The sequence below is a fragment of the Streptomyces sp. SGAir0957 genome, from assembly GCF_043523415.1.
In genome coordinates, this window is sequence record NZ_CP027293.1 from 5173704 (window position 1) to 5198971 (window position 25268).

Genomic DNA, 25268 nt, shown 5'->3' on the forward strand with positions numbered 1-25268 from the left:
AGCCGCGCACGGCACGGATCGGCATGGAGAAAGGCGCACCATCATGACCTCAGTGCAGGTCGACAAGCACAACGCCGGCAATGAGGCCGTGAGCGACACCGGTGAGGGCGGCGAGGGCTACCAGCGGGGTCTCGGCTCCCGGCAGATCCAGATGATCGCCATCGGCGGCGCCATCGGGACCGGCCTCTTCCTCGGCGCGGGCAAGGGCATCTCCAAGGCGGGCCCCAGCCTGATCCTCGCGTACGCCATCGCGGGCCTCGTCATCTTCTTCATCATGCGGGCGCTCGGCGAGCTCCTCATGTACCGGCCCGTCTCCGGCTCCTTCTCGGAGTACGCGCGCGAGTTCATCGGCCCCTTCGCGGGCTTCGTCACCGGCTGGACCTACTGGCTGTTCTGGGTCATCACCGGCATGACCGAGGTGACCGCGGCCGCCACCTACATGACGTACTGGTGGGACATCCCCCAATGGGTGTCCGCCCTCGTCTTCACCGTCATCCTCTACGGCGCCAACCTGATCTCCGTGAAGCTCTTCGGCGAGCTGGAGTTCTGGTTCTCCATGGTCAAGGTCACCGCCATCGTCGGCATGATCCTGATCTGCGCCGGCATCCTCACCCTCGGCTTCTCCGACGCCGGTGACACCGCCTCCGTCACCCACCTGTGGGACCAGGGCGGCTTCTTCCCGCACGGCATCGGCAACACCCTCATGACCCTCCAGATGGTCATGTTCGCCTTCCTCGCCGTCGAGCTGGTCGGCGTCACCGCCGGTGAGTCCAAGGACCCGAAGAAGGTCCTGCCCAAGGCCATCAACACCGTGCCGTGGCGCATCGCCGTCTTCTACGTCGGCGCCCTCATCATGATCCTCTCGGTCGTGCCGTGGACCAACTTCCAGCCCGGCGTCAGCCCCTTCGTCGCCGCCTTCGAGAAGATGGGCCTGGCCGCGGGCGCCGGCATCGTCAACTTCGTCGTGCTGACCGCCGCCCTTTCCTCCTGCAACTCGGGCATGTACTCCACCGGCCGCATGCTGCGCGACCTCGCGCTCAACGGCCAGGGCCCGGGCTTCTTCACCAAGCTGACCAAGAACGGCCTGCCGCTCATCGGCACGTCCGTCTCCGCCGCGATGATGCTGGTCGGCGTCTGGATCAACTACCAGTGGCCCGGCGAGGCGTTCAACTACGTCGTCTCCTTCGCCACCATCTCCGGCATGTGGGCCTGGATCGTCATCCTGATCTGCCAGGTCCGCTACCGCCTGAAGTCCGACCGCGGTGAGCTGCCGAAGTCCGAGTTCCGCGCCCCCGGCGGCATCTGGGCGAGCATCTTCTCGCTGGCCTTCATCGCGATGGTCATCGTCATGATGGGCATCGACAAGGACGCCCGGGTCTCCCTCTACGCGGCACCGGTCTGGGGCGTCATCCTCGGCGTCTCCTACTTCGTCCTGCGCAAGCGCAACCCGCAGGGCGCCGCGTTCGCCAAGCGCGCCTGAGCGCCCCGGTCTCACCAGGTGGGCCGTCGCGTACCGGACTCCGGTACGCGACGGCCCACCTGCTTATCCTGGCCGCATGCTGACGCTTTCGAAGGACCTGTACGACCGGATCGTGGAGCACGCCCGCGCCGACCACCCCGACGAGGCGTGCGGCGTCGTCGCGGGCCCGGTCGGCGAAGGCCGCCCCGAGCGCTTCATCCCCATGCTGAACGCGGCCCGCTCGCCCACGTTCTACGAGTTCGACTCCGGCGACCTCCTCAAGCTCTACCGCGAGATGGACGACCGCGACGAGGAACCGGTGATCATCTACCACTCGCACACGGCCACCGAGGCCTACCCGTCGCGCACCGACATCAGCTACGCCAACGAACCCGGCGCCCACTACGTCCTCGTCTCCACCGCCGACACCGACGACGCGGGCCCCTTCCAGTTCCGCTCCTTCCGCATCGTCGAGGGCGAAGTGACCGAGGAAGACGTCGAGGTCACGGCGTAAAGCACGGCCCGTCCCGGCCACCGGACGGAATCCGACCGCATGGTGAGATCACACTCGGGGAACCGGACCGGGAATCGTTACGATGAACGCATGGTTTCCCACGACGTGAGCGAAAAGACGCCGGGCATGTTGCTCGTGGCGCGGCTGCACGTCGACCTGTGCCGCCTCGCCAGCGCCATCTGTCCGCGCTGAAACCGCGACCCCCGCGATCCCCACGCACGGCCGGCCCGCCGGTACCGGGCGCCCCCGCGCGTCCACCCACACGACTCCCGACTCCTGACAGGAGCACCAGCATGGCCATCGAGGTCCGCATCCCGACCATCCTCCGCACCTACACCGACGGCGCCAAGGCCGTCGAGGGCAGCGGGGACAACCTCGCCGAGCTGTTCGCCGACCTGGACACCCGGCACTCCGGGATCGCCGCCCGCATCGTGGACGGGGGCCAGCTGCGCCGCTTCGTGAACGTCTACCTGAACGACGAGGACGTCCGCTTCCTCGACGGCATCGACACCAAGCTCACCGACGGCGACAACGTCACGATCCTGCCGGCCGTGGCCGGCGGCGCACGCTGAGCCGGACGTAGCGACGTATGCGTTACGACAGTCCGCTGGCCGCGGTCGGCAACACCCCCCTGGTGCGCCTGCCGCGGCTCTCGCCCTCCGAGGACGTACGGATCTGGGCGAAGCTGGAAGACCGCAACCCCACCGGCTCGGTCAAGGACCGCCCCGCGCTCCACATGATCGAGCAGGCCGAGAAGGACGGGCGCCTCACGCCCGGCTGCACCATCCTCGAACCCACCTCGGGCAACACCGGCATCTCCCTCGCCATGGCCGCCCGCCTCAAGGGCTACCGCATCGTCTGCGTCATGCCCGAGAACACCTCGCAGGAGCGGCGCGACCTGCTCGCCATGTGGGGCGCCGAGATCATCCCCTCGCCCGCCGCGGGCGGCTCCAACACCGCCGTCCGCATCGCCAAGGAACTGGCCGGGACGCACCCCGACTGGGTGATGCTCTACCAGTACGGCAACCCGGACAACGCGGGCGCGCACTACGCCACGACCGGCCCCGAGATCCTCGCGGACCTCCCCTCGGTCACCCACTTCGTGGCGGGCCTCGGCACCACCGGCACCCTCATGGGCGTCGGCCGGTACCTGCGCGAGCAGAAGCCCGACATCAAGATCGTCGCGGCCGAGCCGCGCTACGACGACCTGGTCTACGGCCTGCGCAACCTCGACGAGGGCTTCGTCCCCGAGCTGTACGACGCCTCCGTCCTCACCACCCGCTTCTCCGTCGGCTCGGCCGACGCGGTGACCCGCACCCGCGAACTCCTCCAGCAGGAGGGCATCTTCGCGGGCGTCTCCACGGGCGCGGCGCTCCACGCCGCGATCGGCGTCGGCAAGAAGGCGATCAAGGCGGGCGAGTCGGCCGACATCGTGTTCGTCGTCGCCGACGGCGGCTGGAAGTACCTGTCGACGGGCGTCTACACGGCGGCGTCGACGGAAGAGGCGATCGAGGTCCTGCACGGACAGTTGTGGGCCTGAGTCCTCGCCCGGGTCCGGCGAGATCCGGCCCCTCCGGCGATTGAGGAGCGGGGTCCGGGGCGGAGCCCCGTGACCTCGCCCCCAACCGGGCCGAGGGAGCTATCCCAGATGCCGCACCCGGCGCCACAGCGCCGAGTCCACCACCCCGGCCCGCCGCCGAAAATCCCCCACAGGAACACTGCGCAGCTCATCCGTCTCCAGATAGCTGCGTCGCTGCCGCGCGTCGGCGACCGCGCCGGGCGGCAGCGCGATCACCCCGGGCCGCTCCTCGTGATGCCGGCTGGTGATCTTCGCGACCCGTGCCGTGTCACCGCGCAGGGACAGGACGAGGCAGGGGCGGTCCTTGGAGCCGGGCCCGTCCTCGTAGGGCACGAGCGCCCACCAGATCTCGCCGGGCCGGGGCCCTCCGGGCACCCCCGCGGACGGGGCGCGCAGGCGTCGCCGTCGCGAACCCCGGCCCCATCCGTCGACGAGCGCCGCGATCAGCGCGAGCAGTACCACGGCCGCCAGCGCGAGCCACCAGGACGTGTCCATGCGGACGACGGTACCGGTGGGGCGCGCGGGCCCGCCCACCGGGCGAGCGCCGCCCGAACCGGTGACAGCGCAGGTGAGTTCGCCCACAACGGCCCGCGACGGAGGAGCGACCCACCGTTTTGCGCCTTACGCTCGACGGACCCTCAGTCCCGATCCCCACCCGCTTTCCGACCGCCAGCGCGGAGGTTCCGGCTCTTATGAAGCTCACCGTCGTCGGCTGCTCGGGGTCGTTCCCGTCCGCGGATTCGGCCTGCTCGAGCTACCTCGTCGAGGCCGACGGCTACCGGCTGCTTCTCGACATGGGCAACGGCGCCCTTGGCGAGCTGCAGCGCCACTGTGGTCTCTACGACCTCGACGCCATCTTCCTCAGTCATCTGCACGCGGACCACTGCATCGACATGTGCGCGTACTTCGTCGTCCGCTACTACCGCCACGAGGGCGGCCGTTGCGACCCGATCCCGGTCTACGGGCCGGAGGGCACCGAGCACCGGCTGACCACCGCGCACGCCGACACGCCCTCGGCCTCCGCGTTCAGCGAGGTCTTCGACTTCCACACCGTGAAGCCGGGCTCGTACGAGATCGGGCCCTTCTCCGTACGGATGGAGAAGGTCTGCCACCCGGTCGAGTCGTACGCGATCCGCATCGAGCACGGCGGGCGCTCCCTGACGTACTCCGGTGACACCGGGCCGTGCGCCGCGCTCGACGAACTGGCCGCCGACAGCGACCTGTTCCTGTGCGAGGCCGCGTTCACGCACGGCAAGGAGAACATCCCCGAGCTGCACCTCAACGGGCGCGAGGCGGGCGAGTCCGCGCAGCGCTCCGGCGCGCGCAAGCTGGTCCTCACCCACATCCCGCCGTGGACGGACCCCCAGGTGAACCTGGCGGACGCGCGCGGCGTGTACGACGGTCCCGTCGAGCTGGCGGTGGCGGGGGCGACGTACGAGCTCTGAGCCCGCCGGATCCGGGACTGCTCCGGAACTGGCGAAGGCCCCGACGACCGGTGCGGTCGTCGGGGCCTTCGTGATGCCCGGGGTGGCAGGACCTACTTGGCCTCGGCCTTCTGCAGCTCGGCCAGCTCCTCGTCGGACTCGCGGCCCGGCGTCGGCAGGTTGAACTTGATGATCGCGAACCGGAAGATCACGTAGTACAGGGCGGCGAAGCACAGGCCGACCAGGACCAGCATCCACGGCTTGGACGCGATGCCCAGGTTCAGCAGGAAGTCGACCAGGCCTGCCGAGAAGCCGAACCCGTCCTTCATGCCGAGCGCCCAGGTCAGGGCCATGGAGACACCGGTGAGCACCGCGTGGATCGCGTACAGGACCGGCGCGATGAACATGAACGTGAACTCGATCGGCTCGGTGACACCCGTGACGAACGAGGTCAGGGCGAGCGAGAACATCATGCCGCCGACGACCTTGCGGCGCTCGGGGCGGGCGCAGTGCACGATCGCGAGGCAGGCCGCGGGGAGCGCGAACATCATGATCGGGAAGAAGCCGGTCATGAACTGTCCGGCGGTCGGGTCACCGGCGAGGAACCGGTTGATGTCGCCGCTCTTGCCCTCGTACGAGCCCGCCTGGAACCACGGGAAGGAGTTCAGCAGGTGGTGCATGCCGATCGGGATCAGCGCACGGTTGGCGACACCGAAGATGCCCGCGCCCACGGCGCCCGAACCGACCAGCCACTCACCGAAGTTGTGCAGACCCGTGCCGAGGACCGGCCAGATGTAGCCGAAGACGATGGCGAGGAGCAGGCCCGCGAAGGCGGACAGGATCGGCACGAGGCGACGGCCGCCGAAGAAGCCCGCCCAGGCAGGCAGCTTGGTCCGGTAGAAGCGCTGGTACAGCAGGGCCACGACTATGCCCATCACGACACCGCCGAGGACCTTCGCGTCCACGGGGGCGTCGACCATGACGACCTTGCCGTCGACGGCGGTGGCCACCTTCGGCAGGTTCTTGTCGGTGAACGTGGCCAGGACCTTCTGGAAGACCAGGTAGCCGGTGACGGCCGCGAGGGCGGTGGAGCCGTCCGACTTCTTGGCGAAGCCGATCGCGATGCCCACGGCGAACAGCAGCGCCATGTTGTCGAGAATGGCGTTGCCGCCGGCCGCCATGAAGCCCGCGATCTTCGTCACGAACGCGGGGAACGAGTCGCGGCCGAGCATGTCATCGTTGCCGAGGCGGACGAGCAGGGCGCCTGCGGGCAGCACGGCGACCGGCAGCATGAGGCTGCGGCCGATGCGCTGCATGACAGCCATCGCGCCTGCGCCCTTCTTCTTCTTGTCGGCCGCGGGCGCGGCACTAGCCGTGGACACAACTTCCTCCAGTAGGCAGGCGCCGCCTGGGGGAAAGGGGGGACGGCGGCGTCTCGGGAACCCGGCGCTCAGGCGCGCGTGGTCTACACCACTCAGTGGTGTAGACCTGTTGTAACACGGTGAAGGCGAGATAAGGAACCCGCGCTTTCTGTGGAATGGAACATATGCGTCCGCTTCGGCTCAGACGTGATTCCGGCGTGATTCGCACGTGACGCGGACGTGAAGAAAGGGCCCCCGGACCAATCGGTCCGGGGGCCCTTCGAGCCGTACGGGGACGCCTACTTCGTGACGTCCTCGACCTCCTCCTCGGGCTCACGCCCCGGCGTCTTCAGATCGAACTTCGTGATCGCGAACCGGAAGACCACGTAGTAGACGACGGCGAAACACAGCCCGATCACGATGATCAGCCAGGGCTTCGTCGCGAGACTCCAGTTGATCAGGTAGTCGATGAGCCCGGCCGAGAAGCTGAACCCGTCCTTCACCCCGAGCCCCCACGTCACCGCCATCGAGACTCCGGTGAGCACCGCGTGGATCGCGTAGAGCACCGGCGCGATGAAGACGAAGGAGTACTCGATCGGCTCGGTGATGCCCGTGACGAACGAGGTCAGCGCCAGCGACAGCATCATGCCGCCGACCGCCTTGCGCCGCTCGGGCCGCGCGCAGTGATACATCGCCAGACACGCCGCGGGCAGCGCGAACATCATGATCGGGAAGAAGCCCGTCTGGTAGATGCCCGCGGACGGATCGCCCTGCAGGAACATGTTGATGTCACCGTGCACCTGCGTGCCGTCGGGCTTCGTGTACGAGCCGAACTGGAACCACAGCGGCACGTTCAGGAACTGGTGCAGACCGATCACGAGCAGCGAGCGGTTCGCGACGCCGAAGATGCCGGAGCCGATGGCGCCCAGATCCTGCAGCCAGTTGGAGAAGCTCTCCAGACCGTCACCGATCGGCGGCCAGATCCACAGGCAGAGCACCGCGAAGACGATGCCGACGAACGCCATGATGATCGGGACGAGCCGGCGCCCGTTGAAGAAGCCGAGCCAGGACACCAGCTTGGTGCGGTGGTAGCGGACCCAGAAGAACGAGGCCAGGAACCCCATGATGATGCCGCCGAACACCCCGGGGTTCTGATAGGTGAACGCGGCGACGACGCCGTCCGCGCCCTGACACCCCGTCGCCACCGACTTCGCCCCGCCCGGGCAGTCCTGCGGGAACTGGTGCAGCACGCCCCGGTAGACGAGGAACCCCGCCACCGCCGCCAGCGCCGTCGAGCCGTCCGCCTTCCTCGCCATGCCGATGGCGACACCGATGCAGAACAGCAGCGGCAGACCCAGATCCGCGTCGAGCAGCGCGCCGCCCGCACCCGCGAAGACCTTCGCCACGTTCGTCCAGCCGAGCCCGTCGTCGCCGAAGACGTCGGGCTGGCCGAGCCGGTTGACGATGCCGGCGGCCGGCAGCACGGCGATGGGCAGCTGCAGACTGCGCCCCATCTTCTGGAGCCCCTGGAAGAAGTTCTGCCAGAGGCTCGGTCCGGACGCGGTGGCAGCGTTCGCACTCATGGGCGTCCTCTCATGGGCGTCCTCCCGGAACAAGCCACGTTTGGCGGCCGTTGGAAACTGGTGTAGACCAGTCGCGGAACGGTTCGCTCCACAGGCTGGTCGTCGCTCGTCATCTTTCGGCACGAGCACGGCCATCGCCCGCGAAGATGGGCCAACCGTGGGTTACCGTGACATAGCGGCCCACACGGCGGGCCTGGGAACAGGTCTGGGAACAACAGGGAGAACGAAATGGCCAGCAAGGCTGAGAAGATCGTTGCGGGGCTCGGCGGCATCGACAACATCGAAGAGGTCGAGGGCTGCATCACCCGCCTGCGCACCGAGGTCAAGGACGCGGACCTGGTCGACGACGCCGCGCTGAAGGCCGCCGGCGCCCACGGCGTCGTGCGGATGGGCACCGCCATCCAGGTCGTCATCGGCACGGACGCGGACCCGATCGCCGCCGACATCGAAGACATGATGTGACCCGACGCGCCTCCTCCCTCTGAGGAAGCCGAGCACGGGTCACCTCGTCCGAAGGGCCCGCGCACAGGTCACCGCGAAGGCCGCCGCCCCGGCGCACCAGGGGCAGGCGGCCTTCCGCGCGTTCGGGCCCGGCGGGCCCGATAGGCTCGCCCCATGTCTCGCATCGACGGCCGCACGCCCGAACAGCTCCGCCCGATCACCATCGAACGCGGCTGGAGCAAGCACGCCGAGGGCTCCGTCCTCGTCTCCTTCGGCGACACCAGAGTCCTGTGCACCGCCTCCTTCACCGAGGGCGTCCCGCGCTGGCGCAAGGGCAGCGGCGAAGGCTGGGTCACCGCCGAGTACTCGATGCTGCCCCGCGCCACCAACACCCGCGGCGACCGCGAGTCCGTCCGCGGCAAGATCGGCGGCCGCACCCACGAGATCAGCCGCCTCATCGGCCGCTCCCTGCGCGCCGTCATCGACTACAAGGCGCTCGGCGAGAACACCGTCGTCCTCGACTGCGACGTCCTCCAGGCCGACGGCGGCACCCGCACCGCCGCCATCACCGGCGCCTACGTCGCCCTGGCCGACGCCGTCTCCTGGGCCCAGTCCAAGAAGCTGATCAAGGCCGGGCGCAAGCCGCTCACCGGCACCGTCAGCGCCGTCTCCGTCGGCATCGTCGGCGGCGTACCGCTCCTCGACCTCGCCTACGAGGAGGACGTGCGGGCCGACACCGACATGAACGTCGTCTGCACCGGCGACGGCCGCTTCGTCGAGATCCAGGGCACCGCCGAGGCCGAGCCGTTCGACCGCACCGAGCTCAACTCCCTCCTGGACCTGGCGGTCGCGGGCTGCGACGAACTGGCGGCGGCACAGGTCAAGGCGCTCGGCCTGTAAGCGGACCCCTTGGCGGGGCGGCCGACCGGGCCCAGGTAAAGAGACCTCCAAGCGTGGCGGCAACCACCGCACCGCCAACCGCGTCACTACGTACGGGTGGACGGCACGCGACAGCGGCCGGCGCCGCGACAGCGACCGCCGTCCACCCGTCCGTACTTCAGGGGAGGACCGTTCCATGGCCGCGCGCCGCCACCGCCGTATCGCCGTCACCGTCGCCGCGATGGCACTGATCGCCGTCCCGGCCGCCGTCGGCTGCTCCGCCGTCGACAAGGCCCTCGACTGCGTCCAGACCGCCGACGCCATCGCCGACAGCGTCACCGACCTCCAGCAGGCCGTCGAGAACGCGGCGAACGACCCCGGCCAGGCGGACGAGGCCCTCGCCTCCATCGACACCAACCTCGACAGAATCGGCGACAAGACCGACAACGCGGATGTGTCGAAGGCGGTCGGCGACCTCAACAAGGCCGTGGACAACGTCCGCACGGCCATCAGGAACGGCGACGAGACCCCGGACGTCACCCCCGTCACGGACGCGGCGGGCGAACTGACCAAGGTCTGCACGCCGTAGCCGCGGGGGTCACTCCGGTCACGGACGCGGCGGGCGAACTGACCAGGGTCCGCCCGCCGTAGCCGCGGAGGTCACTCCGGTCACGGACGCGGCCGGCGGACTGACCAAGGTTCGCCCGCCGTAGCCGGCACGTCACCGGCGAACCCCGCGGGTGGCCGGAACTGGATACTGGGTCCATGACCCGCCTCATCCTCGCCACCCGCAACAACGGCAAGATCGTCGAACTCCGCTCCATCCTCGCCGACGCAGGCCTGCCCCACGAACTCGTCGGCGCGGACGCCTACCCCGACATCCCCGACGTCCGCGAGACCGGCGTCACCTTCGCCGAGAACGCCCTGCTCAAGGCGCACGCCCTCGCCAAGGCCACCGGCCTGCCCGCCGTCGCCGACGACTCGGGCCTCTGCGTCGACGTCCTCAACGGCGCGCCCGGCATCTTCTCCGCCCGCTGGGCCGGCCGCCACGGCGACGACCAGGCCAACCTCGACCTGCTCCTCGCCCAGCTCGGCGACATCGACGACGACCACCACCGCACGGCCCACTTCGCCTGCGCCGCCGCCCTCGCCCTCCCCGACGGCACCGAACACGTCGTCGAGGGCCAACTCCGCGGCACCCTCCGCCACGCCCCCTCGGGCACGAACGGCTTCGGCTACGACCCGATCCTCCAGGTCGAGGGTGACACCCGCACTTGCGCGGAACTGACCCCGGCCGAAAAGAACGCGATCTCCCACCGGGGGAAGGCGTTCCGGGCGCTGGTGCCGGTGGTGCGGGAGCTGGTGGGCTGAGACACAAGAATGGCCTGCGCTTCGCATCTCGGAAACGCAGGCCATCGCTCGTGCGGCGGAAGGGATTCGAACCCTCAAGCCCGATCAAGGGCCACAGATCCTAAGTCTGCTGCGTCGCCATTGCGCCACCGCCGCTCGGCGCACATGCTACCGGGCTGGGCTCCCGCCACGACACCAGGTTGTGGTGTGGGCATGGCAGTTGGGGCACAGGTAACGCAGGTTCTCCCGACGGTCGTCGAGCGGCTCGCCATTGATGTGGTCGATCTCCAGAACCAGCCGTTTCCCCTCCCACACCTGCCCCTGACCGCACTCGGCGCAGGCACACGGCACCCCGATGTCCTCGAGTGCCCGACGCAGGAGGTGCGTACGCGTGCGGCGCGAGCCCTGCGGGCGATGGACCAGGATGTCGGCTGCGCTCCTGCGCTTCGGCGACGAGACTCCGGCCCGATGGCCCTGTCCGGCGAAGTGCTCCGTCGAAAGCCCGTACGCGTCGATGCTCCGCCTGGCTCTTGCTCGCGAGCTGCTGTCGTACGGGGGCCTGCCCAGCTCGCGCATCAGCCCGGCCAGGCTGCGCGAGGCGGCGACGGCCCGGGTGAACTCCTCCTCCGGGAAGAGGGCCGAGGCCACGCTCCCTCGACCGGGACCGAAGTGACTCGTGTCGATGCCGAACGTGGCCAGCTTCTGCTTGATGAGCCAGTACGGCCCGTCCTCCGGAGGGATGCCCATGTGGAGGAACATCTCGCGGATGCTCGTGGACCGGGCCGCGGCGTCGGCCAGCACCTCTGCGGAGTACGACCGCCGCGGGCGTTCCGGGAGCGGTTCCGCCACGAAGTGGGAGGTGTCGATCTCGTAGTGCGCGAGGCGTTTGCGGAGGTAGTCGGCGGGGCCGCTGCCGATGGGCGCACCGACCCGGCGCATCAGGTCGACCAGGCTGGTCGACTCCTTGGCGGCCGTGGTCAGGGTTGCGCGAGGGTACTTGCCGCTCATGCCGTCCTCCGCTTCCGGCCCCGGTAGGTGTCGGTGACCGCGTGGCAGTTGGGGCACAGCAGGCGCAGGTTCTCCACGCGGTTGTCCCACCACTCCCCGCTGAGGTGATCGACCTCGAGTGCGATGGGGCGCCCGCGCCACTGCGACCGGGAGCAGGACGCGCACTGCTCCGCGATGCCGAGGCGCACCAGCTCCCGCCGGATGCGGACGCCGTGGACGCGTCCCTCGTCGGGGGAGCGGAGGACCAGGATGTCCGCCCGTTCCTTGCGGGGTGCAGCCCGCGGTCGTTCGGGGGCCGCGAAGTGTGAGGTGTCGACGCCGAGCGCCGCGATCCGCCGCCCGATGTGCGCCTGGTTGCCGCCGACGTTGTTGATGCCCAGGTACCGCACGACGTCCCGGACGCTGTACGACTCCGCGACGGCCGCGCGCAGCGCCTCGTCCGTGTGCCGCACTGCTCCGTGCCGGAAGTGGGAGGTGTCGATCCCGGCGTCGGCCATCTTCTGGTGCAGGTACCGCTTGCTGTGCCGGGTCGGTTCACCCCCGCAGAACCGCACCGCCTCGTCCCACGAGGACGTCTCGCGCGCCGCCTCCTCCAACAGCTCCCGCGTGTACCGCAACCCCGCCACCGCGAACCCCCTGATCGACCGCCCGTTCCCCTTCTCGTACGGCCTAACGAACCGAAAATCGGACCGTCACGCACGAAATGCGGAACGGTCCGATCCGGAAGGAGAAAGGGACGGGGACGGGGGAGAGGGTCAGAACCTAGGTGCCGGGGCCTGGTTCTCCACCATTTCCGCTGCCTCCTCGTGCGTCTCCACCGACGGCGGGGAACCCGCGAGCGGCTTCTGGGCCGTTTCCTTCATGCAGGCGACCGCGATGACGCCGACGAGGGCCGCGGCCATCGCGTAGTACGCGGGCATCATGTCGGTCCCCGCCCACGAGATGAGCGCGGTGATCACCAGCGGGGTCGTGCCGCCGAAGATCGAGGCGGAGAGGTTGTAGCCGACCGAGAGGGAGCCGTAGCGGACCTGGGTCGGGAAGAGCGCGGGGAGCGCCGCCGACATGGTGCCGAGCATGCAGACCAGGGAGAGGCCGAGGAGCAGCATGCCGATCGAGACGGCCCACAGGGCGCCGTTCTTGACGAGGAGGAACGCCGGGATCGAGGTGATGAGGAAGCCGAGCATGCCGGTCATGAGGAGCGGCTTGCGGCCGAAGCGGTCGGAGAGCTTGCCGACCTGGCTGATGATGCACATCAGGACGATCATCGTCGCGATGAGGATGAGGAGGCCGTGCGCCTCGGAGTAGCCCATCTCGTCCGACAGGTAGGTCGGCATGTAGGAGAGGAGCATGTAGTCGGTGATGTTGTAGGCGCCGACCAGGCAGATGCAGAGGATGAGCGTCGGCCAGTAGTCGCGGAAGATCTTGGCGAGGTCGCCCTTGGCGGTGGTCTCGACGGTGGAGGCGGCTTCCGTGGCCTTGTGGGACGACTCGTCCTCCAGCTTCTGGAAGGCGGGGGTCTCGTCCAGCTTCAGTCGCAGGTAGAGGCCGACGAGGCCGATCGGGCCCGCGACGAGGAACGGGACGCGCCAGCCCCAGGACTCCATGCCGTCGCTGCCGAGGACCGAGGTCAGGATGGTGACGAGGCCGGCGGCGCCGACGTATCCGGCGAGGGTGCCGAACTCCAGGAAGCTGCCGAAGTAGCCGCGCCGCTTGTCGGGCGCGTACTCGGCGATGAAGGTGGACGCGCCGCCGTACTCGCCGCCGGTGGAGAAGCCCTGGACGAGGCGGAAGAGGATGAGGAGGACCGGGGCCCAGAAGCCGATCGTGGCGTAGGACGGGATGAGGCCGATGGCGAAGGTACCGATCGCCATCAGGATCATGGTCATCGCCAGGACCTTCTTGCGGCCGATCTTGTCACCCATCGGGCCGAACACCATGCCGCCGATCGGGCGGACGAGGAACGACACCGCGAAGGTCGCGAAGGACGAGATCAGCTGGACCGTGTCGTTCCCGGAAGGGAAGAAGACGTGGCCGATGGTGACCGCGAGGTAGGAGTAGATCCCGAAGTCGAACCACTCCATGGCGTTGCCGAGCGAGGCCGCCTTGACCGCCCGCTTCACCGCCGCGTCGTCGGTGACGGTGATGTCGGTGCGGCGCAGGGGCGGGTTCTTGCGCCTTTTCACAGCGCGGAACAGCGCCCGGTGACGCTTGACCGCCTCCGGGTCGGGCAGTGTCTGCCCTTCCTCGGTGTCGCTGGACATGGCGGTTGTTCCCTTCTCTGGACTTGAAACACTTCCGAAGGGATCACTTGCTCAATGGTGACGATCGCAAACGGAAGTCCCCGGTGGAGGGGACTTTCGTCACAGCGCGAGTGCGGCCCGGGTACCCCCGGTGGGCGGCCCGGAATCCGTCAGAGGCTCATCAGATGCCCAGGTCCTTGATGATCTTCGCCACGTGGCCGGTCGCCTTCACGTTGTAGAAGGCGTGCGCGACCTTGCCCTCCTCGTCGACGACGACGGTCGAGCGGATGACCCCGGTGACGACCTTCCCGTACAGCTTCTTCTCGCCGAAGGCCCCGTACGCCTCCAGGACCTTCTTCTCCGGGTCGCCGACGAGCGTGACCTTGAGGTTCTCCTGCTCGCGGAACTTGGCGAGCTTCTCCGGCTTGTCGGGGGAGACGCCGATGACGTCGTAGCCCGCCTCGGCGAGGAGGTCGAGGTTGTCGGTGAAGTCGCAGGCCTGCTTGGTGCAGCCGGGGGTGAGCGCGGCCGGGTAGAAGTAGACGATGGTCTTGCGGCCCTTGTGGTCGGCGAGGGAGACCTCGTTGCCGTCGGCGTCGGGCAGGGTGAAGGCGGGGGCGGTGTCGCCGGGCTGCAGTCGCTCGCTCATGTCGCTCGTGATCTCCTCACGGATGGGTACTCCGGTGGCCGGGGCAGGCCCCGGGTGGCCCCGAATGGCTCCAGGGTGACTTCGCACGAGGGTAATAGGGGTGCCGTGGGGTGGTGTCGGCGCTTAGCTGACAGACTGTCCCCCAGCCGTAACAGAGGACAGCAAGCGGATGCACAGCGACCACGGAGGCAGCGCGGTGTCGGACACGTCAAGGACGTCGGATACGCCGGACACGCGGACGTCGGCGCAGATCGAGGCGGACATCAAGCGCCGCCGCGAGACCCTGGCCGAGACGCTCGACGAGATCGGGGTGCGGGTGCACCCGAAGACGATCGTCGGCGACGCGAAGGCGAAGCTGGCGGCGAACGTCGATCACACCCTCGGACGGGCGTACGTCGGTGCCAACCGGCTCGTCTCCGATGTGAAGAGCCAGTTCGTGGCCGAGGACGGGGCGCCGCGCCTGGGCCGGATCGTGCCCGCCGCGCTCGTCGTCGTCGGCGTCGTCGGCCTCCTCACGGTGACCACGAAGCGCCGCAAGGGTTGAGCGGGGCCGGCCGGGGCCGACCCGGAGGCGTACACGGGGCCGCGGGGCAGGTAGGTTCGTCGCCGTGAGCCCCCAGAAGGATTTGCCCAGCACCCATCACGACGACAAGCTGCCCATCCGGATGCTGCACGACCGCGTGCTCGTCCGCCAGGACACCTCGGAGGGCGAGCGGCGCAGCGGCGGCGGCATCCTGATCCCCGCCACGGCGGCGGTCGGCAAGCGTCTGGCCTGGGCCGAGGTGGTCGCGGTCGGGCAGAACGTGCGGACCGTGGAGCCCGGCGACCGGGTTCTGTACGACCCGGAGGACCGGGCGGAGGTCGAGGTGCGGGGGACCGCGTACGTGCTGATGCGCGAGCGGGACCTGCACGCGGTGGCCGCCGACCGCTTCGAGGGCTCGGAGGACTCGACGGGGCTGTATCTCTGACAGCCCGTCCCCGCACCTGCAATAGCCCGGCCCTGGGCAAGCCTCCGCTTTCGGGTGGTTTGTCCGTTCCCGCGCGCGCTTTGCTATCGTGGATCACACCCGACGAGACGCGCCGTACCGGGCTACGCAAAGACGACGCACCCCTGTTGAGAAACACTGACGGAGGTGCCAGTCATGGCCTGGATTCTGATCGTGATCGCCGGACTCCTCGAGGTCGCCTGGTCGATCGGCATGAAGTACACGGACGGGTTCACCCGCCTGTGGCCGAGCGTGTTCACCGGCGCCGGGATCGTCGCCAGCATGATGCTGCTGTCCTACGCGGCGAAGACCCTGCCCATCGGTACCGCCTACGGCGTCTGGGTCGGCATCGGCGCCGCGGGCGCGGCGATCGTCGGCATGTTGATCCTCGGTGAACCGGCGACCGCCGCCCGCGTCTTCTTCATCGCCCTGCTCATTGTGGCCATCGTGGGTCTGAAGGCGACGTCAGGTCACTGAGCGGCCCGGCCCCGCCGTCGGGGGCGCCGCCTTCGCCGAAGCCGCCGCCCTCGGGGTCGGGACCGCCGTCGAAGGCGTCGCCGCCCCCGTCCGTCGCCCCGCCGTCGGGGCCGCCGCCGTCCGCCGTGCCGTCCGTGCGGCCCTGCGTCGGGCTGCCGGTCTCCCCTTGCGACGCGCCCTGGTCCTCGCCCTCGTCGGCGCTGTCCGTGCCGCTCGGGTCCGAGGTGCCGGTGTCGGTCTCGCCGGGGGAGGTGGCCGGCGCGGAGCCGGTGGCCGAGGGGGCGGTCGTGGACGGGGCGCTGGTGCGGCCCGCGTCCTCGTCGACGCCTTCCAGGTCGAAGTCGGCCGGTGCGCTGCCGGCCAGGGCCTTCTTGGTGAACTGGGCCCAGATCTGCGCGGGGAAGCCGCCGCCGTTGACGCGGGGCTGGCCGCCGACCCCGTAGAGCGAGGTGTGCGCGCCGGTCTTCGGGTCCTGGCCCATGACCGAGACGACGGCCGCCAGGTCCGGGGTGTACCCCGCGAACCAGGCCGCCTGGTCCTCCTCCGCGGTGCCGGTCTTTCCGGCGGCGGGCCGTCCGGCGGCGCGGGCGGCGGTGCCGGTGCCGCCCTCGACGACGGAGCGCAGGACGGCGGTGGTGGCGTCGGCGGCCTCCCGGTCGACGACCTGCCGGGTGGACTGCTCGGGCAGCTCGACGGCGGCGCCGTTCTTGCTGATGGAGTCGAGCAGCGTGTACGTGGTCCGCCGGCCGTGGTTGGCGAGCGTGGCGTACGCCTTGGTCATGTCGAGGACGCTGGCGGTGGCCGTGCCGAGCGCGATGGAGGGGTACGGGTTCAGGTCGGGCGTGTCCCGCGGCAGGCCGAGCGAGACCGCCGTCCGCTTGACCGACGCGGGGCCGACGTCGACGGCCATCTGCGCGTACACCGCGTTGACGGACTTGTCGGTGGCGGTGCCGACGGTGATCTGGCCGTAGCTGCGGCCGTCCTCGTTCTCGGGCGCGTACGGACCGCCCTTCCAGCCCTGCACGGGCCGTTTGTTCGTGCCGTCGTACTCGGTGTCCGGGGTGATGGCGCGGCCGTCCTGGGTGGTCGCGCCGTTCTGCGCGGCGGACGTGAAGACGAACGGCTTGAAGCTGGAACCGACCTGGTAGTCGCGGCGTGTCGCGTTGTTCACGTACTGCTTCGTGTAGTCGATGCCGCCGTACATCGCGAGGACCTTGCCGGTGGTCGGGTCGATGGCGGCGCCGCCCGCGCGCACGTTGCGGTCGGCCTTGCGGGACTTCTTGTTCACCTTGGACATCAGCTGCTTGTCGACGGCGTCCACGAACGCGTCCTGCTTCTTGCGTTGCAGGGTGGTCGTGATGCGGTAGCCGCCCAGCGCGAGCGTGTCCTCGTCGAGGATGTCCTGGCTGGTGATCGCGTCCTTCACGGCCTGGACGACGTAGCCGCGCTGCCCGGACAGGCCCGCGGCGCCCCTCGCCTCGTCCGGGACCGGGAACCTCAGCCCGGCGCGCTCGGTGGCGCTCAGCCACCGCTCCTTGACCATGCCGTCCAGGACGTAGTTCCAGCGGGCCTCCGCGCGCGCCCTGTTCTCCGGGTGCGTGACCACGTCGTACGAGCTGGGGGCGTTCAGCAGCGCCGCCAGATAGGCGCTCTGGGCGACGGTCAGCTTCTCCACGTCGACGCCGTAGTACGCCTGGGCCGCGGCCTGGATGCCGTACGCGTTGCGTCCGAAGTAGCTCGTGTTGAGGTAGCCCTCCAGGATGTCGTCCTTGGACTGCTCGCGGTCGAGCTTGATGGAGATGAAGAACTCCTTCACCTTCCGGGTGACCGTCTGCTCCTGCGCCAGGTAGTAGTTCTTCACGTACTGCTGTGTGATCGTCGAGCCGGACTGCTTGCCCTTGCCGGTGACCGTGTTCCAGGCCGCGCGCAGCATTGCCTGCGGGTCGACGGCGGACTCGCTGTAGAAGTCGCGGTCCTCGGCGGCGAGCGCCGCGCGCTGGGTCCGCTTCGGGACCTGGGCGAGCTGCACGTTCTCCCGGTTGATCTTGCCGTCGCGGGCGATCTGGGTGCCGTCGGCGTACAGGTACACGTTCGACTGGGCGGTCGCGGTCGTGTTGGCGGCCGGGATGTGCACGAGGCTGTAGCCGAGGGCGAACAGGCCGACGCACAGCAGGGCGGCCGCGATGATCGTGCCGAGCAGCATCCGCCAGGTCGGGACGAGGCGGCGCCAGCCCGTACGCTTGGGCCGCCTGCCCTTCGCCTTCTTGTTCCCCGGGTTCTCGGGGTTCTCGGGGTTCTCGGGGTTCTCGGGGTTCCCCGGGTTCTCCGGGTTCTCCGGGTTCTCCGGGTTCTCCGGGTTCTCGGGGGTCTCCTCTGTCGATGTGCCCTCCGGCGGGGACGCGTCGCTGCTCATGCCCTGGGGAACTCCTGATTCGCGTCGTACGTCACGTTCGCCTCGTATGACACATAAGACTCCTACATCCCATCGAAAATGCGTGGCAGGCGGAGCCCGCGCTGGACTAAGCTCCTGCGCTTCGGCCGAATCCAGAGGGGGCGAGGTGCACGCAGTACGGCTGTACGCCGCCGTCGCCGCCGGGGCCTTCCGGCGGTACGCCACCTATCGCGGGGCGACCTTCGCCGGGGTCTTCACCAACACCGTCTTCGGGCTGATCATCGCCTGCACCTACATCGCGCTGTGGGACGAGCGCCCCCACCTCGGCGGCTACGACCAGGCGCAGGCGCTCACCTTCGTCTGGGTCGGGCAGGCCATGTTCTCCGTGATGATGCTCGGCGTGCCCTCCGGGTTCGAGGCCGAGCTGGCGCAGCGCATCCGCACCGGAGACATCGCCGTCGACCTCTACCGCCCCGCCGACCTGCAGTGCTGGTGGTTGGCGCAGGACCTCGGGCGGGCGGTGTTCCAGCTGCTCGGGCGCGGCGTCGTCCCCATGGCGATCGGTGCGCTCGTCTTCGAACTGGCGCTGCCCGCCGACGTGTTGACCTGGCTCGCCTTCCTCGTCGCCGTCCTGCTCGGGATGCTCGTCAGCTTCGCCCTGCGCTACCTCGTCGCGATGTCGGCGTTCTGGCTGATGGACGTGAGCGGCGTCGCCCAGATGTACGGCATCACCGCGACGTTCTTCTGCGGCATGCTGCTCCCGCTCAACGTCTTCCCCGGCGCCATCGGCGACATCGCCCGCCTCCTGCCCTGGTCGGCGCTGCTCCAGGTGCCCGCCGACGTCCTGATGGGCACGCACGGCGGGCGCGGGGTCCTCGGCAGCTGGCTCTTCCAGGCGGCGTGGGCCGCCGCGCTGCTGGCCGTGGGGCGGCTCCTCCAGGCGACGGCGACGCGACGGGTGGTGGTGCAAGGTGGCTGACGTCAAGACGGCTGACCCCGGGGCGGTCGGCACGGCGGCCGCCGACACGCGGCTCGGCCAGGTGCGCAGCGGCATCCGCGCCTTCCGCATGATCAGCGCCATGTGGATCCGCTCCACGATGGCCTACCGCGCCTCCTTCCTCATGACGGCCTTCGGCAACTTCGCGCTGACCGGCCTGGAGTTCGTCGGCATCCTGCTGATGTTCTCGCAGGTGGACCGGCTCGGCGGCTACACCCTGCCCGAGATCGCCTTCCTGTACGGAACCGCGGGCGCCGCCTTCGGGCTCGCGGACCTGCTCGCCGGGTCCCTCGGCCGGATCGGCGACCGCGTCCGCGACGGCACCCTCGACGCGTTCCTGGTCCGGCCCGCGCCGGTCCTCGCGCAACTCGGCGCCGACCGGTTCGCGCTGCGCCGCCTCGGCCGGATCACCCAGAGCCTCGTCGTCATGGTGGGGGCGCTGGTCGCCCTGGACGTCGACTGGACCCCGTTGAAGGCGCTCCTCGTACCCGTCCTCGTGATCAGCGGCGCCGGGATCTTCACCGCCGTGTTCATGGCGGGCGCGGCCTTCCAGATCGTGGCGCAGGACGCGGCCGAGGTGCAGAACGCGGCGACGTTCGGCGGCAATGCCATGCTGGCCTACCCGCCGACCGTCTTCGGCGACAACCTGCTGCGCGGCGTCACCTTCATCCTGCCGCTGGCCTTCGTGAACTGGCTGCCCGCGCTCTACATCCTCGGCCGCCCCTACCCGCTCGACCTGCCGCAGGGGCTCGCCTTCGCGCCGCCGCTCGTCGCCGCCCTCTGCCTGGGCGCGGCGGGGCTCGCGTGGCGGGGGGCGCTGCGCGCGTACCGCAGTACCGGAAGCTGAACTCGAAGGGTGCCAGGGGTGACGGACGACGACGCGTTCATCGAGGTCGACGGCGTGGAGAAGGTCTTCGACGTACGGCGCAAGACGGGCTTCATGCGGCGCGAGCGGCGCACGGTCCGGGCCGTCGACTCGCTGAGCTTCACCGTGCCGCGCGGCGAGATGGTCGGCTACATCGGGCCGAACGGGGCCGGGAAATCGACCACGATCAAGATGCTGACCGGCATCCTGACGCCGAGCGCCGGACGGCTGCGGGTGGCCGGGATCGACCCCTCGCGCGAACGCTCCCGCCTCGCGCACCGCATCGGCGTCGTGTTCGGGCAGCGCACGACCCTGTGGTGGGACCTGCCACTGATCGACTCCTACCGGCTGATGCGCCGCATGTACCGCATCCCGGACCGGCGGTACGAGGAGAACCTGGCCCGGTGCGTCGAACTCCTGGAGCTGGGCGACCTGTTGGAGGTTCCCGTACGGCAGTTGTCGCTCGGGCAGCGGATGCGCGGCGACATCGCGGCGGCCCTGCTGCACGATCCCGAGGTGCTGTACCTGGACGAGCCGACGATCGGCCTCGACGTCGTCTCGAAGGTCAAAGTGCGCGGCTTCCTGCGGGACTTGAACGCGGAGAACGGCACCACGGTGCTCCTCACCACACACGACCTCACCGACATCGAGCAGTTGTGCCGCCGTGTCATGGTCATCGACCACGGCCGGCTCATGTACGACGGTGAACTGGAGGGGCTGCACCAGGCGGTCGGCGGCGGCGCGGTCGAGCGGACCCTCATCGTCGATCTGGAACGCGAACTGCCGCCCCTGGACGTCGAGTTCGCGCGGGTCGTCAAAGTGGAGGGGGCCCGGCAGTGGCTCGCGTTCCCCGCGGACCGGTCGGCGGCGCCGCTCGTCGCCGCGATCGCACAGCGGTGCCCGCTCGTCGACCTCTCGGTGCGGGAGCCCGACATCGAGGCCGTGATCGCACGGATGTATGCCAGGGACGCTTCCGTCACGGGCCCGCGCCCGTAGGCTGAGACGTATGACGGACGAATCGCTGCCCGAGCGTGCGAACACGCCCGCCGCGCCCGATCTGCGGGCCTCCGACGCCGACCGCGAGCAGGTCGCGGAGCGGTTGCGGGACGCGCTCGCCGAGGGCCGGCTCGACATGGAGGAGTTCGGGGAGCGGCTGGAGGCGACGTACAAGGCGCGTACGTACCGCGAGCTCGAACCGATCACCCGCGACCTGCCCGGCGCCGGGGTCGCCGCCCCCGTCAGCCTCGTCAAGCAGCCGCTGCCCGCGGGCGCCGTGGACTGGCCCGCGCGGATCGGCGGCCAGGCGACCTCCACCTGGGGCGTCGGCGTCATGTCCGGCTTCCAGCGCAAGGGGCGCTGGACGGCGCCGCGCCGCTTCACCTGCGTCGCGTTCTGGGGCGGCGGCGAGATCGACCTGCGCGAGGCGCACTTCGAGGCCGGCGAGATCGTCGTCAACTGCGTCGCGATCATGGGCGGGGTGAACGTGATCGTGCCGCCCGGCGTCGAGGTCGTCGTCCGCGGCATCGGCATCATGGGCGGCTTCGACCACGGCCAGGAAGGCGTGCCCGGCGACCCCGGCGCCCCGCGCGTCGTGCTGAGCGGGTTCGCGTTCTGGGGCGGCGTCGGCGTGGACCGCAAGCAGACCAAGGCGGAGCAGCAGCGCCGCAAGGAGGAGCGGCGCCGCGAGAAGCTGGAGCGCAAGGCGGAGCGCCGCGAGGAGCTGGAGGCCCGCCGCGACCACCATCTCGACCGCCGTCACGACCTGCACGCCGACCGGATGGACCGGCACCGCCGACGCATCGAGGACCGGATGGACCGGATGGACGAGCGGCGGGACCGGACGGACGAGCGCCGGGACCGGAACGACGAGCGGCGGGACCGGACCGACGAGCGCCGGGACCGCCGCCGGGACTGACGACTGACGACTGACGACTGGCGACTGACGGCTGGACGGCTGGACGGCGGGACGGCTGACGGCCGGGCGGCCCCGGGCTACAGTTCGGCGCCCGTCGACCCCTTCAGCGCCGACAGGTCCACCGTCTCCGCCATCCGGGCGTACCCCGCGTCGCTGGGGTGCAGGTGGTCGCCCGAGTCGTAGTGGGGCAGGAGCTTGCGCGGGTTGTAGGGGTCGCGCAGCGCCTTGTCGAAGTCGACGTAGCTGTCGAAGACCTCGCCGGCACGGATCGACGTGTTCACGCCCTGGCGGACCGCTTCGAGGTGCGGCTTGTAACCGCGGTGGCCCTGGAACGGCATGAGGGTCGCGCCGATGACGCGCAGCCCGCGCGCGTGCGCCTGCCGGGCGAGTTCACGGAGCCCGGTCACGATCTCGTCGGGGTCGGTGACCTGCGGGGCGCGCAGGATGTCGTTGATCCCGAGGTCGATGACGACGGCGCGCACCCCGGCGCGGCCGAGCGCGTCACGGCCGAAGCGGGAGAGCCCGCTCGGGTTGGCGGCGGGGCGGCCGAGCCCGTCGGCCAGGATGCGGTTGCCGCTGATGCCCTGGTTCACGACGCCGTAGCGCGGGGCACCCGACTCGGAGCGCAGCCGGTCGGCGAGGACGTCCGGCCACCGCAGGTTGGCGCCCATCGTGGAGGTGATGCCGTCGGTGAGCGAGTCGCCGAGGACGACGACGGTGCCCTCGGCGTCATTGCTGAGCACGTCGAGCGCGGTCACGTAACGCCAGAACGGGCTCTGCTCGGTGTATCGCGCGCCGTCCGGGTCCTCGGTGCGGTCGCCCTGCGCCATGTAGGAGATCTGCCGGGCCTGCGGGTGGTAGGTGACGGGTCCGGAGGCCGTCGGCGAGTACGTGGTGACGAGCATGTCGGCGTCGCGCGGCACGCGCAGGCGCGCGGTGTCGCTGACGACCTGCTGGCCCGCCGGGATGACCACCGAGGCGCTCCCGGCGAACGTCAGCCGGCGCACCGTCCCGGCCAGCGCCGTCGGGCTGTTGGGCGCGGAGGCGACGGCGAGGGAGGCGTGCGTGATGCTGAGGGGCTGCTGCCCGTACAGGTTGGAGAGGGTGATGCGGGCGCCGGTGCCGCCGACGCTGGTGTGCACGATGTTGCGCAGGGAACGCCCGAAGTATCCGGTGGTCTCCGTGCCGGGCTCGCCGCCCGCCGGGGACGCGGACCAGGTGCCGACCCACGCGCCGGTGGAGGCGGGTGCGGCGGAGCCGTGCGGGCGGGCGTCACCCGCCTGGACGGAACCGTCCTCGCCGCGCAACACGTCGGAGAAACCGACGTATATGGCGGACGAGATCACGATGACGACCGCTACGAGCGCGGCCAACAAGGCATAACCGTGACGCCTGGTCATGCGGTGCGTGTCTCCTCGAGCAGGGGGAGCCGCCGGGCTCCGGTGTGATGAACCCATGATGCGTCATGGGGCGGGCTGAGGCCGACACTGCCCCCCTCCGATCCCTCAGACGCCGGGAACTCCTGCTTTGTTCCGGGAGTAGGTCGGAAAGGGACAATGTGTGAGGGGAATGACAGAGGATGTGGAGTCGAGGATGAACGGGACGGGCGCGGGCGCGGACCCGGGCGAGCAGGCCGGTCGGGACGGAGCCGCTGTGGAGAAAACGGGTAAGTCGGGTGAAAAGGTCACCGGGATGTATGCCCGCCGGGCCTCCGGCCAATCCGCCCCGGACCCATCCGCCCCGGACCAACCCGGCCCCCGCCGCTTCACGGGTGAGTTCAGCCCCGCCGACGAGGAGAAGCAGCGCGGCGTGCGCCGTATGAAGCTGACGGCGACCGGCCTCCTCGTCCTGGTCGCGCTCGTCTACGTACTGGCGACATGGGCGGAGCACTCGGGCGCGGGCGCCTGGGCCGGATACGTCGCGGCGGCCGCCGAGGCCGGCATGGTCGGCGCCCTCGCGGACTGGTTCGCCGTGACTGCCCTCTTCCGCCACCCCCTCGGCCTGCCCATCCCGCACACCGCGATCATCCCCACCAAGAAGGACCAGCTCGGCGTCTCCCTGGGCGAGTTCGTCGGCGAGAACTTCCTCTCGGGCGACGTCGTACGCGACCGCCTGCGCGCCGTCGGCATCGGCTCCCGGCTCGGCACCTGGTTGGCCGAACCCGCCCACGCCGACCGGGTGACGGCCGAACTGGCGACGGCGCTGCGCGGCGCGCTCACCGTCCTGCGCGACTCCGACGTCCAGGCGGTCGTCGGGGAGGCCATCACGCGCCGCGCCGACAACGCCGAGATCGCGCCCCGCATCGGCAAGATGCTGGAGAAGGTCGTCGCCGACGGCGGCCACAAGCGCGTCGTCGACCTCGTGTGCGCCCGCGCCCACGACTGGCTGGTCCTGCACTCCGACTCCGTCATGGACGCCGTGCAGGGCGGCGCCCCCGGCTGGACGCCCCGCTTCGTCGACAAGCGCGTCGGCGAGCGCGTCTATAAGGAACTCCTCCGCTTCGTCACCGAGATGCGGGACATGCCCGAACACCCGGCGCGCGGCGCCGTCGACCGTTTCCTTGAGGACTTCGCGGGCGACCTCCAGTCCGACACCGACACCCGGGCCCGCGTCGAGCGCCTGAAGTCCGAGGTCATCGGCCGCTCCGAGGTGCAGGACCTGATCGCCTCCACCTGGTCCGCGGTCCGCTCGATGATCGTGGCCGCGGCGGAGGACGAGCGCAGCGAGCTGCGGATGCGGGTCCGGGCGTCGCTGCTCTCCCTCGGACAGCGCATGGCGACCGACCCGAAGGTGCAGGCGAAGGTCGACGGCTGGGTGGAGGGCGCCGCGGTGTACGTCGTGACGACGTACCGCGCCGAGATCACCTCCCTGATCACGGACACCGTCGCCGGCTGGGACGCCGAGCACACCTCCCGCAAGATCGAGGCCCACATCGGCCGCGACCTGCAGTTCATCCGGATCAACGGCACGGTCGTGGGGTCTTTGGCGGGGCTGCTGATCTACACGGTGTCGAGGGCGTTCGGGGCGTAAGTCCTCCGGGTCTCGGCGGGCCGGTGTGTCGCCGCGACCGGGGCCGGTCTCGGCGGGCCGGTGTGTCGCCGCGACCGGGGCCCGCGTCTGCCATGCGGGGGAACGTGGCCGGGTGCGGG

Annotated in this window: 27 protein-coding genes, 1 tRNA gene and 1 riboswitch; of the genes, 18 read left to right on the forward strand and 10 right to left on the reverse strand. The window is 70.1% G+C overall.

Translation table 11 applies throughout. The features are described from left to right. Positions 1–43: 43 nt before the first annotated feature. The 5 genes from C1N81_RS28125 to C1N81_RS28145 all read left to right on the forward strand — a co-directional run bounded on the left by C1N81_RS28125 (position 44) and on the right by C1N81_RS28145 (position 3513). Positions 44–1480 (forward strand): amino acid permease, encoded by a 1437-nt coding sequence (locus C1N81_RS28125; protein WP_394433657.1) that lies wholly within the window; start codon positions 44–46, stop codon positions 1478–1480. A gap of 76 nt (positions 1481–1556) precedes the next feature. Beyond that, on the forward strand, positions 1557–1973 hold the full coding sequence (locus C1N81_RS28130) for a Mov34/MPN/PAD-1 family protein (protein ID WP_394433659.1): 417 nt from the start codon (positions 1557–1559) through the stop codon (positions 1971–1973). 90 nt (positions 1974–2063) lie between these two features. Continuing rightward, positions 2064–2165, forward strand: a complete 102-nt coding sequence (locus C1N81_RS28135; RefSeq protein ID WP_323179532.1) for a putative leader peptide — start codon at positions 2064–2066, stop codon at positions 2163–2165. Between the two features lie 101 nt (positions 2166–2266). Next, positions 2267–2545 carry a MoaD/ThiS family protein gene (locus C1N81_RS28140; protein ID WP_394433662.1) on the forward strand — a complete coding sequence of 93 codons (279 nt, stop codon included), beginning with the start codon at positions 2267–2269 and terminating at the stop codon, positions 2543–2545. Positions 2546–2562: 17 nt separating this feature from the next. Further along, positions 2563–3513: a PLP-dependent cysteine synthase family protein gene (locus tag C1N81_RS28145; RefSeq protein WP_394433664.1), complete on the forward strand. Its 951-nt coding sequence runs from the start codon at positions 2563–2565 to the stop codon at positions 3511–3513. A gap of 99 nt (positions 3514–3612) precedes the next feature. Here the strand turns inward: C1N81_RS28145 and C1N81_RS28150 are convergent, their stop codons facing one another. Then, a complete protein-coding gene (locus tag C1N81_RS28150) occupies positions 3613–4047 on the reverse strand; it encodes a type II toxin-antitoxin system PemK/MazF family toxin (protein WP_394433666.1) in 435 nt (144 codons plus the stop codon). Between the two features lie 197 nt (positions 4048–4244). On the opposite strand from C1N81_RS28150, the gene C1N81_RS28155 reads away from it, so the two are divergent. Continuing rightward, positions 4245–4997 (forward strand): MBL fold metallo-hydrolase, encoded by a 753-nt coding sequence (locus tag C1N81_RS28155; protein ID WP_394433668.1) that lies wholly within the window; start codon positions 4245–4247, stop codon positions 4995–4997. A gap of 92 nt (positions 4998–5089) precedes the next feature. Here the strand turns inward: C1N81_RS28155 and C1N81_RS28160 are convergent, their stop codons facing one another. Beyond that, entirely contained in the window at positions 5090–6358 is a 1269-nt protein-coding gene (locus C1N81_RS28160) for a PTS transporter subunit EIIC (protein WP_394433669.1), read from the reverse strand. A 278-nt stretch (positions 6359–6636) separates the two neighbouring features. Further along, on the reverse strand, positions 6637–7920 hold the full coding sequence (locus C1N81_RS28165) for a PTS transporter subunit EIIC (protein ID WP_394433671.1): 1284 nt from the start codon (positions 7918–7920) through the stop codon (positions 6637–6639). 228 nt (positions 7921–8148) lie between these two features. Between C1N81_RS28165 and C1N81_RS28170 the strand changes: the two genes are divergently transcribed. The 4 genes from C1N81_RS28170 (at position 8149) to rdgB (ending at position 10611) form a co-directional block, all read left to right on the forward strand. After that, entirely contained in the window at positions 8149–8382 is a 234-nt protein-coding gene (locus C1N81_RS28170) for a glucose PTS transporter subunit EIIB (RefSeq protein ID WP_394433673.1), read from the forward strand. Between the two features lie 153 nt (positions 8383–8535). Further along, complete coding sequence (gene rph, locus C1N81_RS28175; RefSeq protein WP_394433675.1) at positions 8536–9261, forward strand: ribonuclease PH; 726 nt, start codon at positions 8536–8538, stop codon at positions 9259–9261. A gap of 175 nt (positions 9262–9436) precedes the next feature. After that, positions 9437–9829, forward strand: a complete 393-nt coding sequence (locus tag C1N81_RS28180; RefSeq protein WP_394433677.1) for a hypothetical protein — start codon at positions 9437–9439, stop codon at positions 9827–9829. A gap of 176 nt (positions 9830–10005) precedes the next feature. Then, positions 10006–10611, forward strand: a complete 606-nt coding sequence (gene rdgB, locus C1N81_RS28185) for an RdgB/HAM1 family non-canonical purine NTP pyrophosphatase (protein WP_394433679.1) — start codon at positions 10006–10008, stop codon at positions 10609–10611. Positions 10612–10662: 51 nt separating this feature from the next. Here the strand turns inward: rdgB and C1N81_RS28190 are convergent. The 5 genes from C1N81_RS28190 to bcp all read right to left on the reverse strand — a co-directional run bounded on the left by C1N81_RS28190 (position 10663) and on the right by bcp (position 14487). Continuing rightward, positions 10663–10746, reverse strand: a tRNA-Leu gene (locus C1N81_RS28190). A 12-nt stretch (positions 10747–10758) separates the two neighbouring features. Further along, positions 10759–11598 (reverse strand): HNH endonuclease, encoded by an 840-nt coding sequence (locus C1N81_RS28195; RefSeq protein WP_394433681.1) that lies wholly within the window; start codon positions 11596–11598, stop codon positions 10759–10761. Next, positions 11595–12224 carry an HNH endonuclease gene (locus tag C1N81_RS28200; RefSeq protein ID WP_394433683.1) on the reverse strand — a complete coding sequence of 210 codons (630 nt, stop codon included), beginning with the start codon at positions 12222–12224 and terminating at the stop codon, positions 11595–11597. The genes C1N81_RS28195 and C1N81_RS28200 overlap by 4 nt, the downstream gene beginning before the upstream one ends. Positions 12225–12353: 129 nt before the next feature. Continuing rightward, a complete protein-coding gene (gene proP / locus C1N81_RS28205; protein WP_394433685.1) occupies positions 12354–13859 on the reverse strand; it encodes a glycine betaine/L-proline transporter ProP in 1506 nt (501 codons plus the stop codon). Between the two features lie 160 nt (positions 13860–14019). Continuing rightward, the gene (gene bcp / locus C1N81_RS28210) at positions 14020–14487 is read right to left on the reverse strand and encodes a thioredoxin-dependent thiol peroxidase (RefSeq protein WP_394433687.1); all 468 of its coding nucleotides are present in this window, start codon (positions 14485–14487) and stop codon (positions 14020–14022) included. A gap of 169 nt (positions 14488–14656) precedes the next feature. Here bcp and C1N81_RS28215 point away from each other — a divergent pair, with 169 nt between their 5' ends. From C1N81_RS28215 to sugE, 3 genes are all read left to right on the forward strand, one after another. Then, positions 14657–15031 (forward strand): DUF3618 domain-containing protein, encoded by a 375-nt coding sequence (locus C1N81_RS28215; protein ID WP_394433689.1) that lies wholly within the window; start codon positions 14657–14659, stop codon positions 15029–15031. 121 nt (positions 15032–15152) lie between these two features. Beyond that, entirely contained in the window at positions 15153–15455 is a 303-nt protein-coding gene (locus tag C1N81_RS28220) for a GroES family chaperonin (protein ID WP_202437592.1), read from the forward strand. Positions 15456–15532: 77 nt separating this feature from the next. Next, positions 15533–15597, forward strand: a riboswitch (guanidine-III (ykkC-III) riboswitch). 32 nt (positions 15598–15629) lie between these two features. Beyond that, entirely contained in the window at positions 15630–15950 is a 321-nt protein-coding gene (sugE, locus tag C1N81_RS28225; RefSeq protein ID WP_394433691.1) for a quaternary ammonium compound efflux SMR transporter SugE, read from the forward strand. Here the strand turns inward: sugE and C1N81_RS28230 are convergent. Further along, on the reverse strand, positions 15907–18363 hold the full coding sequence (locus C1N81_RS28230; protein ID WP_394433693.1) for a transglycosylase domain-containing protein: 2457 nt from the start codon (positions 18361–18363) through the stop codon (positions 15907–15909). The two genes, sugE and C1N81_RS28230, sit on opposite strands and share 44 nt — an antisense overlap. Before the next feature lie 145 nt (positions 18364–18508). Here C1N81_RS28230 and C1N81_RS28235 point away from each other — a divergent pair, with 145 nt between their 5' ends. The 4 genes from C1N81_RS28235 (at position 18509) to C1N81_RS28250 (ending at position 22119) form a co-directional block, all read left to right on the forward strand. After that, positions 18509–19321 (forward strand): ABC transporter permease, encoded by an 813-nt coding sequence (locus C1N81_RS28235; protein ID WP_394433695.1) that lies wholly within the window; start codon positions 18509–18511, stop codon positions 19319–19321. An 88-nt stretch (positions 19322–19409) separates the two neighbouring features. Further along, positions 19410–20186: an ABC transporter permease gene (locus C1N81_RS28240; protein WP_394438287.1), complete on the forward strand. Its 777-nt coding sequence runs from the start codon at positions 19410–19412 to the stop codon at positions 20184–20186. 18 nt (positions 20187–20204) lie between these two features. Further along, positions 20205–21200, forward strand: a complete 996-nt coding sequence (locus C1N81_RS28245) for an ABC transporter ATP-binding protein (RefSeq protein ID WP_394433696.1) — start codon at positions 20205–20207, stop codon at positions 21198–21200. Between the two features lie 10 nt (positions 21201–21210). Further along, positions 21211–22119 (forward strand): DUF1707 SHOCT-like domain-containing protein, encoded by a 909-nt coding sequence (locus tag C1N81_RS28250; RefSeq protein WP_394433698.1) that lies wholly within the window; start codon positions 21211–21213, stop codon positions 22117–22119. A 77-nt stretch (positions 22120–22196) separates the two neighbouring features. Here C1N81_RS28250 and C1N81_RS28255 read toward each other — a convergent pair whose 3' ends face one another. Beyond that, positions 22197–23519 carry an SGNH/GDSL hydrolase family protein gene (locus tag C1N81_RS28255; protein ID WP_394433699.1) on the reverse strand — a complete coding sequence of 441 codons (1323 nt, stop codon included), beginning with the start codon at positions 23517–23519 and terminating at the stop codon, positions 22197–22199. Between the two features lie 418 nt (positions 23520–23937). Between C1N81_RS28255 and C1N81_RS28260 the strand changes: the two genes are divergently transcribed. Continuing rightward, positions 23938–25149, forward strand: a complete 1212-nt coding sequence (locus C1N81_RS28260; RefSeq protein ID WP_394438289.1) for a DUF445 domain-containing protein — start codon at positions 23938–23940, stop codon at positions 25147–25149. The last annotated feature ends 119 nt before the right edge of the window (positions 25150–25268 follow it).